The 16,949-nt window shown below is 36.3% G+C and carries 8 protein-coding genes and 1 pseudogene; 6 read left to right on the forward strand and 3 right to left on the reverse strand.

Features of this window, described 5'->3' with window-relative positions:
• Positions 1-153: 153 nt before the first annotated feature.
• The 3 genes from K412_RS0111555 to K412_RS0111565 all read left to right on the forward strand — a co-directional run bounded on the left by K412_RS0111555 (position 154) and on the right by K412_RS0111565 (position 9,093).
• On the forward strand, positions 154-1,596 hold the full coding sequence (locus tag K412_RS0111555; RefSeq protein WP_024833253.1) for an S-layer homology domain-containing protein: 1,443 nt from the start codon (positions 154-156) through the stop codon (positions 1,594-1,596).
• Between the two features lie 12 nt (positions 1,597-1,608).
• Positions 1,609-6,795, forward strand: a complete 5,187-nt coding sequence (locus tag K412_RS0111560) for an Athe_2463 domain-containing protein (protein ID WP_024833254.1) — start codon at positions 1,609-1,611, stop codon at positions 6,793-6,795.
• A gap of 186 nt (positions 6,796-6,981) precedes the next feature.
• Complete coding sequence (locus K412_RS0111565) at positions 6,982-9,093, forward strand: substrate-binding domain-containing protein (protein WP_024833255.1); 2,112 nt, start codon at positions 6,982-6,984, stop codon at positions 9,091-9,093.
• A 127-nt stretch (positions 9,094-9,220) separates the two neighbouring features.
• Here K412_RS0111565 and K412_RS0111570 read toward each other — a convergent pair whose 3' ends face one another.
• The 3 genes and pseudogenes from K412_RS0111570 to K412_RS20720 form a co-directional block, all read right to left on the reverse strand.
• A complete protein-coding gene (locus K412_RS0111570) occupies positions 9,221-10,066 on the reverse strand; it encodes a putative RNA methyltransferase (protein WP_024833256.1) in 846 nt (281 codons plus the stop codon).
• 51 nt (positions 10,067-10,117) lie between these two features.
• Entirely contained in the window at positions 10,118-11,416 is a 1,299-nt protein-coding gene (locus K412_RS0111575; protein WP_024833257.1) for a sensor histidine kinase, read from the reverse strand.
• A pseudogene (locus tag K412_RS20720) lies at positions 11,409-12,092 on the reverse strand (response regulator transcription factor). Before K412_RS20720 ends, K412_RS0111575 begins: the two are co-directional and overlap by 8 nt.
• A gap of 182 nt (positions 12,093-12,274) precedes the next feature.
• On the opposite strand from K412_RS20720, the gene K412_RS0111585 reads away from it, so the two are divergent.
• From K412_RS0111585 to K412_RS0111595, 3 genes are all read left to right on the forward strand, one after another.
• Entirely contained in the window at positions 12,275-14,659 is a 2,385-nt protein-coding gene (locus K412_RS0111585) for an Ig-like domain-containing protein (RefSeq protein ID WP_024833258.1), read from the forward strand.
• A 145-nt stretch (positions 14,660-14,804) separates the two neighbouring features.
• Positions 14,805-15,785 (forward strand): glycoside hydrolase family 43 protein, encoded by a 981-nt coding sequence (locus K412_RS0111590; protein WP_024833259.1) that lies wholly within the window; start codon positions 14,805-14,807, stop codon positions 15,783-15,785.
• Between the two features lie 146 nt (positions 15,786-15,931).
• The gene (locus K412_RS0111595) at positions 15,932-16,834 is read left to right on the forward strand and encodes a phosphatidylserine decarboxylase (RefSeq protein ID WP_024833260.1); all 903 of its coding nucleotides are present in this window, start codon (positions 15,932-15,934) and stop codon (positions 16,832-16,834) included.
• Positions 16,835-16,949 lie beyond the last annotated feature (115 nt).

Genomic DNA, 16,949 nt, shown 5'->3' on the forward strand with positions numbered 1-16,949 from the left:
ATCAAAGACAATTGCTTATTCACATGCAAACATATAGCATATGGGACTAACTTTGTACTTGTCGGAATGGAACTATCCAAATTTTATAAGATACATTTCAAATATAATAATTTCAAATAAAAATTATGTTAACTAAAAAGGAGAATAATAAGCATGATAAAAAAACTTTTATATGCTATATCAGTTTCAGCAATTATATTATCAGCTCTGTTACCGGTAACAGCTGAAAATGCAGATACACAGGTAACTACAACAACAGAAATGCGGATGCAGCCACTTGTTGACAAATACAACGGACTAACACAAGAAAGTCTGGATACCGAACTGGCTAAGTACTCGGATATAAAAAAACACTGGGGCAGGAATTATATAGCAAAAATTTCGGCCCTCGAAATAATATCAGGCTTTCCTGATGGAAGCTTTAGACCGGATGAAAAGTTATTGGGAGGACAGTACATTTTGATGCTTATGAGAGCAATAGGCTATCGAGCTGAATTACCTCAAGGATTGGCATATTACATACCCTTTGTTGACATTGCTTTAAAAGAAGGTATTCTGCTAAAAGACGAGATTCCAGATTTTACAAAACCTATTACCCGTGAGCTTGCGGCAAGTCTGGCAAGAAGGACTATAGGAAAATATGAAAATGTCCCCCATGATTACTTTGTAAAAGGCAGTGATACTTATCCTCCAAAAGGCGACAAAGGCTTTTTTGATAATGTATACGCAGGCTATCAGAAGCTTAAAATGACAGATTATCCTAATATCACAAGCAAATATCTTCAGGACGTAATTGACTGCTACCGTATTGGGCTTTTAACAGGCAGTAACAACAAATTCAATCCTAAAGGTACTCTTACAAGGGCTGAAGCATCGGTTATAATAATAAAGTTACTGGACAAAAAGGAAAGAGTAGAAAGCGTTCCCTTATCAAGCGAAAGCTTTAAATGGACAAACAGCATAACCAACAACGGTGTATATGACAATGAGTCTGCGGGTTTTTACGAAAACAAGGAATACACTTTGTATAAAGGGTTGTTTCCAATGATGGAAATATGGGAAACAGCACAAACAATGTATAAGAACCGCAACCTTATAACAGGTGGAAAGATAGATTTTACTTACAGTGAAGGGAATAAAAGCTTCGGAATTAATTACTTTAATAATCAGGACCATTTTAATAAATATATAAATGATGAGTACGGAATAATTTTACCATTAAACGGAATAGGTATAGCTACTCAACGGAGCCAACTAAAAAAAGTGCAGAAAGAAAGTTTGTATGACAACTGTGATGGTTGGCTTTATGAAATATTAAGTTACGATGTCGATAGGTACAACAAGGACTTAAAAAAATACACCTATGAATTGCTTAAACTTTGGTTTGGAAAGGATTACGAGCAGGCTAAGAAAATACATGACCAGTATTTATATTATGGGTTGAATGATATTGATTGGAAACATCATATATATTTACTCAACGATAGACAAATCTCTGTTGTTGGCGGAAATGGTGATAGTGGTAATGTCTTTTCATTCCAGGTTTGGGCAAAGGGGTTTATAAATAAGGATACAATGCTTAAAATAAATCAATGAGAAGGTGATTAGTTGAATAGACATATTAAAGTATTTTCAGTAATTATTTGTCTTATATTATTAATAACTGGATTTCCAGATAATAGCGTACATGCAGTAGATGATTATACATCATTAAAATATGAAAATGGTGGTATGGAGTTTTTTAACCAGACTACATACGAAAGCTTCAAAAGGAATAACCTACTGCCAACACAAATCAATGGAAGTGTCATTCCGCTGTCAATTAAAAAGGGTACTAATACATACTATTTGAACTATAGGTTGTTTACTCAAAAGAATCTTGTTGTATATGGCAGTTACAGAAGTATGGCAGGAAACTATTTTAAATGCGGTTATCAGATACATAATGATTTGGATATAAAAGACCCGGAGATTAAATATGACGGTGGCTACTTTTTAAAACCAGAAGGAATCTCTTGCAAAGGTAAGGAGCAGAACTCTAAAACTCATGGAGACAAATGCAATACCATTCGTGGAGAGTGGAAGTACCTGGGCTTTGATATAAATGGTGAAGTATTCAGCAATATGTGGATGATTAACGTAGCAACGGTAACTACTTTTAGGGAAAGGAGTTGGCTAAAGGAACCTTGGAATGATGAAAACAAAGTAAGAAAAAGGCTTACAGCTAGTGCAAGTACGTATAACGAAGCAGCATATGGCTCTTCAAGTCGTTATAAACAACAAACAGTTCAAAGACTAAGGGATTGGATATACAAAACCTTCAATTCAGTAGATAAGTTTTCAGGCATTCCTGACGGTAATGGTCATTACGACCCAAATGTTTATGAATATCTTTACATCCAATCGGCACCAACAATTCAGAAAGCAGGCAGTGGGAAGATGTGGCACGTAAGACCTGACCAATCTATCTGGTATCAAACCTTTTCAATACCGAATTTAGGGAAATCAAATAAATTATCTGACAGTGGCAAAAAGGACTTACCCTTACAGTGCTTTGTAACTGCAGTATTGCCTATGCCTGACATACCTAAAGGAAATGATCTGGACAAGCAAAAGCTTACACTTGAATTTCAGATTAAAGGTGAATTACAGGATTATGTTATCCTCAAAGAAGAGGAGCCGGCACCTGAAGGATGGATTCCGTACTATAGGGACTCAGTTTCCAGAACGGTGTATTATACAAGGCAGGACATAGAAAGCTGGGATTTAAATATCCAAAAGGTATCCGGTATAGAACTTTCCGATACTGAAAAGAAGTCAAAAAATGTTGTACCTAAGAGTTTAGAAGATAATACAGCAACAGCTACTTTTAGCATAGAAACTACTATAGAAGAAATCAAAAAGCTTCCTAAGCAAGGAGAAAATTACATAATAATGGTGGAAGCAACTGCAAAAGTAAACTATCTTGATGGACACAATAATTCCAAAAACGGAAGCAATCAATTTCTTACAGGCACAATTCCAACCCCTCCCCAGCCTGATACAAAACCTCTTATTATTGACATTCCAACTCTAAAAATAAATAATCACATAGGGGAAATAGCATTTGACTCCCTTCCATTTCGGGATGCAGCAGACAATACTGATATGTCAGCAGTCAAAAGCGTTGAACTGTATATTAACGGGGAACAGGTTGACTACAACCAATTTTTTTCAGGTTCTTACATATTCCCGGCCACAACCAATAAAAATGGATACTTTGCAGAAGTTGTTTGCAGATACAACCTTGATAAAAGTAAGATTATACTAGACGGCATACCTGAAAATAAAAAACAGGAGATACAGGATGCTGCCGTAGTTGAATATATATCAACAGATTATGTATACGTATATCCAACAAAACCTATTGCACAGTTCAAACTTTCATCAAATTCCTGGAAGCAAAACAGGATAATAAACGTTGAAAATACCTCGGCTGATGGGAATATACAACTTGTTCTGGACAAATATCCAATTGTTGAATACAGATGGTCTTACGGCGGAGACACATCACAGCTATATAAAGGCACAGATACCGACTTGAAAAAGCAATTACAGTACAAAGAGCCAGGCTCATATTCCTTGACTCTTGAGTGCAAAAATACTCTTGGCAAATGGTCTGACCCCTATACAGTAGAATTCCGTGTGCTGGAAGACATTGCACCAAATATAGAGCTGAACCTATCTGACAGCGTTGTAACAAGAACTGATGAAATAAGTGCTTGGCACTATGACATTAGCAGTACGGATGGTGACAAAGTAGCTACTGCCAAAATAGAATTGTGGTATGACTCTGACAACAACGGCAGTGTTGACACATTGGTTCAGAAATGGGATGGTCTTGAGGACTTTCCTGCTTACACTCCTACAGAACTTGGATACTATAAATTCTATATATATGCCCGGGATGAGTTTGTTGGTGTAAATGGACAGGATACTCTAACTCAATTTGTTACCGATTCTGATAAAAAGTCAGCAAGTTTGGAATGTGATTTCTGGGTAGATAATTATCAACCAATTGCAGATATATACCTTGATGCTCCCATTGAAAGACCCAACGTTGATTTATATATTATGAGGGATAAGGACTTAGCACAGGATAAATACCAATACATTGCAAGCAACAGAGTGACAATGGAAAATGCTCTGCTGGGCAAAAACATGATTCCCAACGTTAATATATGGGACATGAAAACTTATGAATATTCAACTCCAGCAACTACATCCAGCAATACCGGAACAAGTTATCCATCGGAAGAAATCCAATATACCAGTGGGGGTTATTCAGGGAAGCTTAAAAGAATTGGTGTAACCGACAATGGAGGTTATCATGACTTTGGCCATTATGAAACAAAAACAGAGACTAAAACAGTAAGTGTTGGAGGCCAATCAATCAGTGGTCACGGATATAGTGAAAGCAGTCCTCCTTCGTCAATACCCTACAGTGATGGAGAAGGATATTCCGGAACCTTATCAGGATATGGCTATGTATATACCTCAACGGCATGTTCAGACAAAGCAGGTGACTTTGACTGGACAAGAAGCTATGCAGGATATTCAGGGACAGTTTCAAGGACTGTAACATACTGGGTACCTAATATGCAGTGGGTTTCAAATTATACAGGCTACTACAGCGGTACTATATACAAATATGTACGTCAGCCTTACACAGATACATGGCGGGGAAACAGCAGTAAATATATTCTCTATGTAAGTGATGATAATATATCAGAACTTTCCGACTTCAATGCAACAGTAGCAAAGACTGATGCAAAGGTTATTTTAGCAGGAGCACCAGACATACAGACGCAATATCCGAACTGTGCAAAATATATAGATTCCACAGACAAAACCATTCAGGAGATTATAAATGAAGTACTGGAATACATTTCAGAAGAAACCCCTGAGGTTGAGAAGATATTTATACTTCAGAATCAACAGTTCACATTGAATGTGGGGGAAGATGACCTAGAAAACGATGAAATCATATTAAGAGAGATGCAATATGTACATGACAAAGATTATTTTGACAACCCCTCAGGACAGGAACCCGGAACTCAAGTTATATATAGTAATGACACTGGATGGGGTAATACAATTAAAAGCTCGTTTTCAAACGTAGGAAAGTACAGTATATACAGAAGGGTAAAAGACAAACCCGCCGGTGCATATGGAGAAAACTACTCATATTACAGCGGAGCCACAGAAGTTGATATATATGTACACAGAAAGCCAATAGCAAAAGCAATACTGGATTGGGACTTTGATGGGGTTACAAAAACCTACAAGACAACATGGAAGGATTTAAGCTATGATTTAGACCATAATATCACCAGAGCCAAGACAGACAAAGGCATATCAGCTCGAAAAATCATGTGGAAAAAGGAAGGCGGGGAATGGAATTATACAATACCGGACAATCTCAGCCCCGGAACCTACAGAATCAGGTATTATGTAAAAGACATAGAAAACACATGGTCAGATGTATTTACAATGGACATAAACGGAACAACCTACAAAGATGTTCCAGAGATAATATTCACTTTGGAAGATACACCTCCCATGCAGTTTGAAGCAAAGCTTCAGGCACTGAAAACAATCTTTAGAACTCCACCATCACCTATCACCTTACCCGCAAGTGAATACTTGGAGGCCTTTGACTTATGGACAAGATATCCGACAAATCCGTATTTAACAATGGCTTTGCATAATCAAAACGGAACTCAGGTGTCAGATACAAAAACCGTAAGCTACAGTACAGCCACAGGCATAAAAAACGAAAATGACATAAAGTGGATTGACATACCATATAACGTACCAAACACCCTAAAAGACGGTAATTACATATTTAAGATAACAGCTAATGCAAATAAGAGCAAAACAATATCATTTCCTGTTACAGTAAAAACCCCAATAAATCTGAAAGGCTATATAAACGGCAAGGAAAAAGCAGCACAAATAAACACCGGGGATACAACTCTGTTTAAATTCACAACCTCCCAATATGTATCAAAAACCCAAATAACCTTTGAAGGAGAAACATACACTTCAGATACAGGAAAAATAAAGCTAATCTCAAATTCAGGAACGGTAAAGACTTGGGAATTAAGACTTGAAATAGCAGATGGAGCATATCCAGACGAAAGAGTTGGAAATGCTGAATTTAAAGCATGGCTGCCATCAGGAATGAGTCAAACCCTTAATGTAGACTATAAAATCACAGGAATCAGAGCATACAGCTTTGCAATTACAATGATGCTGGACCCCGGCTGGAGAACCTATTATTTTGATACAAGCAAGGGAATTGACGATAACCGGGACGGCAAAATAGACAGGTATCCCAGAAAAAGCAACACGGATATCCCTGCTATAAAAATGCCAATAAACTATTACTCAAAAGTAGGACACAACAGAACATATATCAAAGCAGGCTACAAAGTAAAAGGAAGAATAGACATACAGGGTGAGCCGGAATATGCGGCATTTAAGATACACTATACAATCAAAGGGAAAACACACACAGATACCGTTTCATTAACAAGAACCTCCGGGAACACCTATACATTTGAATGGATAATCCCACTGGAAGCCGATGATAAAACCTTTGTAAGCTTTGACCTGATAACAAAGAAAGGTACTACTACCTATGGCAGCGAGAAATGGATAGACACATGGGATAGCCGCAACACATCAAGACAGGTATTATATATAAGGGGTAAAGCTACAGATGATTTGACTTATGTGCAGAGTCAGTAAATTCTACAGAATATAAATAAAAGCTATTTTTTTAATACTGGCTTAGAACTGACAGTTAGTATTTGATACACCATCTCTTCTTGTGTAGAATATACGGAAAATTTGTCGAAAAAACACTAGAACTAATCTAGAATTTAAGGTATACTACCAATATATGCTAGTATATAAACCAAAGGAGTTCTTCATATGAAAAAACCTTCACTAAGAGTCATTATTATTTTAGTTCAGTTAATACTTGTAGTTTTACCGTCATCAGTACTACTACTCTTGCTTTTAAGCAACGCTTCTTTTTCAACAATGGGATTAAAGATTGCCTTAGCTGCAATAATTGGACTTTCAGTATTGGCTGCTGTATTTCAAAGTGCCTTTTTAGGAGTATTCATTAAAGAGATAAAAAAAATAGTACAAAAGCTAAGACATATTCAAAAGGGAGACTTAACTGTTGATATAAAATCAAAAAGTATAAAAGAACTGAACGAAGTAACCACTATTACTGCAGAAGTTATCAAAGATTTTAACGAAGTACTGTCTGAGGTTCATTCATCCTCCAGTGATGTAAATCATATGATAAATACCGTAATGGAAACATTCCATGAATGGGGGGAGAACTCTAAGGAAATATCCAAGGCAACAGGCGCTGTTACCGCAGGTGCGATACATCAGGCACAGAATTCTGAGGCTTGTTATAAAATGTCAGTGGAAATGGTTAACCAGGTTGAAGTTGTTTCAGAATCAACAGAACAGATGTCAGTTAAGGCAGAGCTTGTTCAGAGTATGACTGATTCAGGTAAGAAAAGTATCTCAGAATTGCTGGATAAGAGTAAACTTTCGGAAACTAATGTTGCTGAGATAAATAAAAGCATAGAGGAATTAAGCTCTATGGCTCAGGATATTACCAGAATAACAGAAATCATAACAGCCATCGCAAACCAGACCAATCTATTATCTTTGAATGCCAGTATAGAAGCTGCAAGAGCAGGAGAGGCGGGAAAAGGCTTTTCTGTAGTGGCTGGTGAAATTAAGAAACTTGCCGAAAAGAGTATTGAGGCAGCTAATAATATAGCTAAAACTATAGAAGGTGTACAGGAGAAAGTTGGAAATACAACAGAAAAAATAAATACCATAACGCAAACAATAATGTATCAAATTGGTGCCGTTAATCAAACAAATGAGGCTTTCAGCGGTATATCTAAAGCATCAGATGAATTGTTTCTTCAACTTAATAATGTTGTAAATGGTATTGACAAGCTGGATAGCTTTAAAACTAATCTGGCAGATTCAATAGAGAATATATCAGTTGTTGCAGCAGAGACGGCTGCTTCATCAGAGGAAATAACATCGCTTATGTATAGCCAGAACAATTCAGCAGACGTACTTATGGGCCTTTCAGCGGACTTGAAAAATGTGGTGGAAGGTCTGGATAACAAATTAACCAAATACGTGTTTGATAAAAAGGAAAAAGCAAGGAAAACCTTTGCAGTTATTTCTATTTTGGATATACCATTTTTTGCAGACACCTTTAAAGGTGCTGAAGAAATAGGTAAAAAACTTGGTGTAGATATAATACAGATGAATCCAAAACAATGGGGCCCCGAAATTCAGGCGGATTTAATTGAAGAGTGCATAGAAAAAGGTGTTTCAGGCATAGCACTTATACCTATAGATTCTCCGGAGGTTAGAGAAGCGGCTAAGAAAGCTAGTGAAAAGGGTATAAAGATTGTAAATATAGACAATTATCTTGAAGATTGCGGTATTAGTGAACTTATTGGTACAGACAATTTCTCTGCCGGGGTAAACCTGGGGGAAAGTGTAATAAGATGCCTTAACGGAAAAGGAAACATAGTAATTTCCACAGCTTCCTCAACTTTTGGTAACATGGCCGGCAGAATAAAAGGAATTAGAAAAGCTGTTGAAAAATACCCGGATATTAAGATTGTAAAAGTAGTAGATGTAGGTCCGGTTAACGAAAGAATAGATGCATTGGAAGAAGTACTTGCTCAAAATGAGAATATAGATTGTATTGTCTATGTTGATTTCCAAGGAGCAGAGGTTCTTGAAAAATTAGTACAAAGAGTCAATGTAAGTGCAAAAATAGTGGGTTTTGATAATAGTGAAGAATCCTTAAGACTGCTAAAATCCGGCAAAGCCCATTCAATAGTAGTACAGAGGCAAAAAATTTGGGGAGAGCTGGCAATAAGAAGGTTAAATGACCTTACATTAGGAAGACAAGTACCTGAATTTGAGGATGCAGGAACCTATGAAATAAACAAAAGAAATTTCTCAGCATTAATAAAATAATATAAAACACAGCAACGGGGCTGTTGCAAATATCTTTAATCAAGCTTCTATTGATGCAATTTATACTTACGTACAGGCTGCAATAGATAAAAACTAATTTTGCAAGAGCCCCTGGATATATTCGGAATTAAGCTTTCTGGTATACTCTTATATTAATATCTACTTCTGTGGTGAATTCTCCTATGGTTTTGAGCTTGTTTTCAGCATCGTCATCCGTGTGACGGCTGTAAGGAGTCATATTGAACAGATTGAATATGTCCTCTTTATCGTTGATGGTGATTGAATAAGACACTAACTTATGTAGAAGAAGATTAAAACCTTCTTCTACAGTTCCCTTTTGTCCTATAACATCAGGACTATCATAAAGAAATTTTCTTAAACTATACAGATGTTTTGGACCTGGTGCAGCTACTATCAGCTTCCCGGAAGGTTTTAAAATACGTTTAAATTCTTTTTCATCTCTTGGTGCGAAAATACATAAAATACAGTCAATGGAATTGGCGAGTATAGGTACATGGTAACTGCTTGCAACCGCAAAATGTATATCTTTGTCACGCCCTCCGGCATATTGGATTGCAGATTTTGAAACATCTATACCGTACATGTCCAAATTATTTATATTATTATCGAAAAATTTTTGCTTCAACCTGCTGATATAGTAACCTTCGCCGCAGCCGGCATCAAAAATACTGATACTGTCAGACTGTTCAGTTTTTAGTGTTTCAAGAACCATATTATTAAGGGTATCAGAAAACTCCTGGTAGTATCCTTTATCAAGAAACTCTCTGCGGCTTCTAATCATTTCCTTAGTGTCTCCGGGTTTCCCCGTTCCGGTATGACCGGGAAGCAAAAGGTTTACATAACCTTGCTTTGCAATATCAAAACAATGCCCATTAGAACAAAAGTATTGCTTATGGCCTCTTTTTAAGGGTTTTGCACAATTTGGACACTGAAATAAGGTCTTGTTTACCAAAAATGAACACCTCCGACGTACAATATATACCGTACAAGTATACTATACAACTTAAATTAGGGTCAAATATCCGTTCATATAATTAAAAACCAGTGGAAGCTTTACAAAAAAAGTTGTTTTTACATTTAATGTACTTTCTGCATATATTTTGCCGTTATGCTGGTCAACAATTGCTTTGGCTATTGCTAAACCAAGTCCGTAGCCTCCAAGCCGCCTTGAACGAGATTTGTCGGTACGATAGAACCTGTCAAATATCTTTTTTAAATGTTCCGGGGCAATTCCTTCTCCGGTATTGGTAATTGACAGTATAATATCGCTATTTTGCTTATATAGTGCTATGGATATGGTACCGTTAGTATTTGAATATTTTATTGCATTGTCCAGAAGAATCATTACTACCTGTCGGATTTGCTCATCATTGCCATATGTAAATAACTCCGGCTCCAATTCATAAATCAGAGAGAGATTACGTTCATATATAACTGCTTCCATTGTAAGAATAATGTTTTCTACTGCCTCACTCATATTAAAATTGGAAAAAATTATTTTATTATCGGAATTATCCATTTGTGTAAGATATAAAAGATCATTTGTCAGTTTTGCCATCCTTTCGGACTCGGATTTTATATAATTCAGCCACTTGGATTGGCTTTCAATAGTATCCCGCTTGTTGGACAAAAGAACATCTACATTTGTATTAATAACAGCAAGAGGTGTTTTCAGCTCGTGAGAGGCATCTGCAATGAATTGCTTCTGTCTTTCAAAGGCTTCTTGAACAGGTTTTATGGATCTGTTTGCAAAAAACCTGCTTATAAAATATATTATAATAAACATAATCAGAGCTACAAACAAAAAAGTATAAATCAAAGTTTTCAGAATTTCATATTGGGATGTTGTATCCATAAAGACCAGACGATATCCGTTCATTATAGGAGTTATTGAAAACGTCCAGTGTTCATTTTCAATATTAAAGTTCCCTGTATTATTATTTTTTGAAATCGCTTTTTTCTTAGCATTTTCATACAGCTCATCTTCTACGTTAAAAAAAGATGCTTTATCGATTATATTCCACTGGAGGTCAGTCTTTACCATAAAGGAAATTATACGTTCATGAGGAGAATCAATGTCATTTCGTTTTGGAGGCTTCTGGATTCCGAAATCTGGAGGATGCTGGCCCATATTATCATTATGTTTGAAGTATGAATCCTCTATTCGGTGAAGTTCCATTTTAATTTCGGAACTTACATTTTTATATGTTATCAAATATATAGAGGCAAAGGAAATAATCAACATAACCGATATAATTACAAGATTTGAAATTAAAAATCTGTTTCTAAGCTTTTTAAACATCAGTCTTGGCCTCCAAAGTATAGCCCACACCTCTGATAGTATTTATAACCACAGAAGAATTCAAAAAGGCAAGTTTTTTTCTTAAAAATGATACATAAACTTCGACATTATTATGCTCTGCTTTAGAGTCAAAGCCCCATAGCTTTTCTATAATTAATTCTTTAGATGTAACAGAGTTTTTTCTCAGAATCAAAAGCTCCAAGAGCTGGCTTTCCTTTAGTAGCAGCTTAATTTTCTTACTTCCGCAGGATAAATTCAGAGTGGCAGTATTCAATTCAATATCACCGAATTTCATAGTAGTGTCGAGTACTAATTCATCTTTTCTTCTGGAAGCAGCTCTTATTCTGGCAAGCAATTCTTCAGTGGCAAAGGGTTTAGGAAGATAATCATCTGCGCCGCAGTCCAGTCCTTTGACCTTGTCCGATACTTCACATTTGGCGGTAAGCAGTATTACAGGGGTGGAGATATTTTCTGACCTAATGTGTTTCAATACGCTTATACCGTCCATTTGAGGCAGCATAATATCCAACAGTATCAAATCTTATATGCCGCTTAAAGCGTTATCCAAGCCGGTGCTGCCGTCATAAGCAATGTCAACGGTGTAGTTGTTTTTTCTTAAAATTTGTGATAAAGCTTCCGCAAGGTGAATTTCGTCTTCTACGATTAAAATTCTCAATTTATTCAGCTCCCAATTCTGAAAAAATTTAACATTATTATAACATGGGTAGCCTTAAAGCAAACACTTAAGAATAATAGTTATCTCTAGTATATTGAAAATATATTGCTATAATTTACAAAATGATTGATTTTAATGTAAAATATTACATGTAATTCCAAAATTTAAATAGGAGGTAACTAATGAACAGTTATAGCAAGTTAAGAGTTTTTCTTTCTTTGGTTGTGGCGTTGCTTATAACAATGTCCTCATTTTTTAACCCTTTCATTGCAAATGCAAATGGGAGCGAAGTACTAAGCGTAGAAAATCCAAATGGTATTATTTCCATTAATGAGGGTGATTCTTATTCACTTCCTCAAACAATATCTGCAACGTTGGCTGATGGAAGCAGGACTGATGTTGATGTAACATGGCAGTCAGCAAAAATAAATACAAATAATGAGGGAATATACCAGCTTGTTGGCAGTATTTCAGGTTATTCCGAGAAAATTTATTGGTATCTGATAGTCAATCCTGTAGTTTATACGGTTCTTGGACAAGCATATGCCCTGCCACAGACACTTCCTTATTTTCAGGCAGATGGTACATGTTGCGAGGTTGAAGTTGACTGGAATTCCGAAACAGCAGATACCACAATACAAGGTACATATAAATATTCTGGATTGACAGAAGGACTGTCACTGCCTGTAGATTTGACATTAAATGTTGCGGGACAGATTGCTGCACTTAAGTATTATGCATGGGGAGAAGATGCATATCAGGGAATGGACTATTCGTTACCCGAAACAGTAGAAGCATTTATTGTAGGAGGAGGTACCGCAAGGGTTCCAGTACAATGGACACCGTCAGTTATTGATCTAAGTGTTACAGGAAGATTTAGCTTTGTTGGTAGGATTGAGGGATATTCAAGAGAGATAACATTGAGTGTAGATGTAAATCCTCCAATAGTTTCTTTTGTGGGAATGCCGGTTACTGTTCTTCAGTACGGTTCAGTTGAGCTGCCTACTACTGTGGCTGCACAAATGTCCAATGGTAGATATAAACCGGGTTTTGACAATGTAACATGGAATACAGAGACGCTGGATGTAACCAAAGCAGGAGAGTATAACCTAGAAGGCACTGTAAAGGGATTTCAGCAGAAAGCCTATATAACTGTTACAGTAGTACCCCAATATACCATTGATGATATCAGAGCTACAGTAAAGCTAGGAGAACCTTATACATTGCCGGTTACGGTCAAGGCAAAAAGATATGACGGAATTGAGGTGGATTTACCAGTTGAATGGAACACTTCTAGTGTTGATACTACCATAGGAGGTACACAGATTTTTGAAGGTACAGTTGAAGGCTACGAAGGTACAGTCAAATTAACACTTTTGGTTCAGACAGAAGATATCGTTTATTTTGCTGATCAAAATTTAGAGAAAGTTGTTAGGAGTGCTATTTCAAAACCCACCGGAGACATTTTCAAAAGTGATATGCTAAATATCACATATCTTGATGCAAAGTATCTGGACATAACTTCCCTTGAAGGCATTCAATATGCAAAGAATCTTAGTATGTTATATTTGACCGACAACCAAATAGAAGACATATCACAACTTAGAGAGCTGACGAACCTCGAATACTTATTTCTAAACTACAACAAAATTAGTAATCTGGCTCCTTTGGAAAAACTGTCAAAGCTCTACATACTAAGCCTATCTAGCAACCAGATAACAGATTTAAGTCCCTTAAAAGATCTTACAAAATTAAAGAATTTGGATGTTGATCGTAATCCAATAAAGGATATAAGCTGCATAAAGGACTTTAAGGCAAAGCTTAGCAGCCTGGGATTGTATTCATGTAAAATAGAAGACGTAAGTCCCCTTTCCGTATTAACTAATTTGTCAACTTTGAGACTGGGGTACAATAATATCAAGGATATAACTTCTCTGAGCAATCTTACGAATTTGGAATACCTTGATTTAGCCGATAATGCTATAGAAGATTTTTCACCTTTGTCCTGCTTGCCAAAACTAACAAAACTCGATTTGAGTGGTAATTCAATAAAAGACTATTCAAGCTATACTAGTTTCAATGAGAACATTAATGTTGATTTTTGGGGTTTTAGCCAGACAAAGGCGGAAGTAGCAGCGTTTTTAAACACAGCTGATGAAATCATTGCTTCAGTTGTAACTCCTGGTATGACTCCTTTGGAAAAAGAGAAGGCTCTACACGACTATATTTGTAATAATACAACTTATACTCTGGGAGTGTACACAGGTGCATACGGCGTTCTGATAGATAAGAAAGGGGCATGCGATGCCATATCAGATACAATGAATATACTTCTCAACAGGGCTGGAATTGAGTGTATAAAGGTAGCCCACGGGTGGGCAGGTGGAGCACATGCTTGGAATATAGTAAAAATTGATGATAAATATTATCATCTGGATTGTACATGGGATACTATATATACCAAACAGAATGGCGCACTTTGCTATACATATTTTAATGTAAACGATGCATTTCTTAGGAGTGAGGGAAGAACTTGGGATACCAGTAAATATCCAATATGTGAGTAATAGTAACCTATTGCTGAAAGTTATACTGGAATAAATCTTGAGATAAACATATAAATTTAATCAAATGGATTGATTGTTAATAAAAAATTGATATAATGGTAACAGTTAACTCTATATAACTATTATGTTAATAAGGAGAAGTCTCATGGATGAAATTGTAAAACAAAAAGAACCTTTAGTGAAACACATTTACACAGCAGATCCGTCGGCACATGTATTTGAAGGTAAAATCTATATATATCCTTCTCATGACCTTGACGAGGATATAGCTTCAAACGATAACGGGGATCAGTATATGATGGAAGATTATCATGTATTGTCTTTGAATGATTTAAATTCGCCTTGCATTGACCATGGTGAAGTCCTTCATATGAAAGATGTTCCATGGGTTTCAAAGCAAATGTGGGCACCGGATGCTGCTTACAAAAATAATACCTACTATCTGTATTTCCCTGCAAGAGATAAGGATGGTATATTCAGAATAGGGGTAGCTACAAGTACATCTCCTTCAGGCCCATTTACAGCTCAAAAAGAGCCTATTCCTGGTAGCTTCAGTATAGACCCTGCCGTTTTAGTGGATGACGATAATAGGGCATATATCTATTTTGGCGGTCTTTGGGGCGGTCAGCTTGAAAAGTGGCAGACAGGAAGCTTTAATCCTAACGGAGAAGGCCCTGATGCATCAGCACCGGCTTTAGGTCCTAGAGTAGCTGAATTGAGCGATGATATGCTTACATTTAAGGAAACGCCTGTAGAGATATCTATTGTTGATGAAGATGGCAATCCAATATTAGCAGGTGATGAGGAAAGAAGATATTTTGAAGGCCCATGGATGCACAAATACAACGGTAAATACTACCTTTCATATTCAACAGGTACAACTCATACCATCGTATATGCAGTTGGTGATAATCCAAAAGGACCTTTTGTATTCAAAGGCAAAATACTTACACCTGTTGTGGGATGGACCACTCACCACTCAATAGTTCAGTATCAGGATAAGTGGTATTTGTTCTATCATGACAGCTCACTATCTGGTGGTCATGATAACAAGAGATGCGTTAAATTTACAGAATTGAAATACAATGATGATGGAACTATTCAGACAATAGACCCATACAAGTAAACCAAAAGATTAGTAAAAAATGATTAAAAACTCCTTCTTGGCATAAATTAATAAATGTTAAGAGGGAGTTTTTTTAATTGCATTAAGTTTCTCAATAATATAAAATTCTAAACTAAGAGTAAAATTATTTTAGGAAAAGAGATACGATGATTAAAATATATAATAGAGAAACCAAACAATATGATATTGAGCAGGTAGCAGGAGGCAAACTTCTGAATACACTGTACACAACGGGAAGAGGAAAGCTTGGACTGGAACTCCTTGTAAAACGTAAGATATATTCCGCTTTGACAGGATTTTTCTGTGACAGGAAAATAAGCCGCAAAACTATAAAAGGTTTTGCAGAAAAATTTTCAATAGATATTAATGAATGTGAAAACAATATGGAAGATTTTAACAATTTCAATGATTTCTTTGCCAGAAAACTGAAACCTTCTGCCAGGAATTTTGAAAAAGCCCAGGAAAAACTCCTGTCTCCGGGAGATGGGCGACTTCAGGCATGGGAAAGTATAGATACGGAAAAACTTCTTCAGATAAAAGGAATGACCTACAGCTTAAGTGAACTCCTTCAGAACGATAAACTGGCTCAGGATTACAACGGCGGTACTTACCTAATATTAAGGCTTTGTCCTGTAGACTATCACAGGTTCCACTTTTTTGACAGTGGTAAGTGTATGGAAACACATAAAATTAAAGGCGAATACTATTCTGTAAATCCTGTTGCATTAAAGAAAATACCTGAACTTTTTTGTAGAAACAAAAGGGAATACAGTATATTTAAAACGGATAATTTTGGAGATGTCATATACATAGAAGTGGGGGCAACCTCAGTAGGCTCAATAATTCAGACTTATACTCCTGGAAAACGTGTTTCAAGAGGTGATGAAAAAGGATTTTTTAAGTTTGGAGGTTCTACTGTGCTACTGATTTTTAAAAAGAATATGGTTAAAATAGATGATGATATAATACAACAGACCGAAAAAGGCTTTGAAACAAGAGTTTTGGCCGGAGATATTATCGGAAATTGTATGAATAAAAAAACAAAGTAGCGGATTTATATTGTCTCCGAAGGTGGTTTGGTTTATAATGAACTCAATTGGGTTCAGTTTGTATAAAAATTTGATGTATATATTCGACATTCAGATTTTACTGTTTACGGGGAGG

The organism is Ruminiclostridium josui JCM 17888 (genome assembly GCF_000526495.1).
In the GTDB taxonomy this organism is placed as follows: domain Bacteria; phylum Bacillota; class Clostridia; order Acetivibrionales; family DSM-1351; genus Ruminiclostridium; species Ruminiclostridium josui.

Coding starts and splice junctions, on each gene's coding strand:
- K412_RS0111555 (WP_024833253.1), top strand. CDS start 154: ATGATAAAAAAACTTTTATATGCTATATCAGTTTCAGCAATTATATTA.
- K412_RS0111590 (WP_024833259.1), top strand. CDS start 14,805: ATGGATGAAATTGTAAAACAAAAAGAACCTTTAGTGAAACACATTTAC.
- K412_RS0111585 (WP_024833258.1), top strand. CDS start 12,275: ATGAACAGTTATAGCAAGTTAAGAGTTTTTCTTTCTTTGGTTGTGGCG.
- K412_RS0111565 (WP_024833255.1), top strand. CDS start 6,982: ATGAAAAAACCTTCACTAAGAGTCATTATTATTTTAGTTCAGTTAATA.
- K412_RS0111595 (WP_024833260.1), top strand. CDS start 15,932: ATGATTAAAATATATAATAGAGAAACCAAACAATATGATATTGAGCAG.
- K412_RS0111575 (WP_024833257.1), bottom strand. CDS start 11,416: ATGTTTAAAAAGCTTAGAAACAGATTTTTAATTTCAAATCTTGTAATT.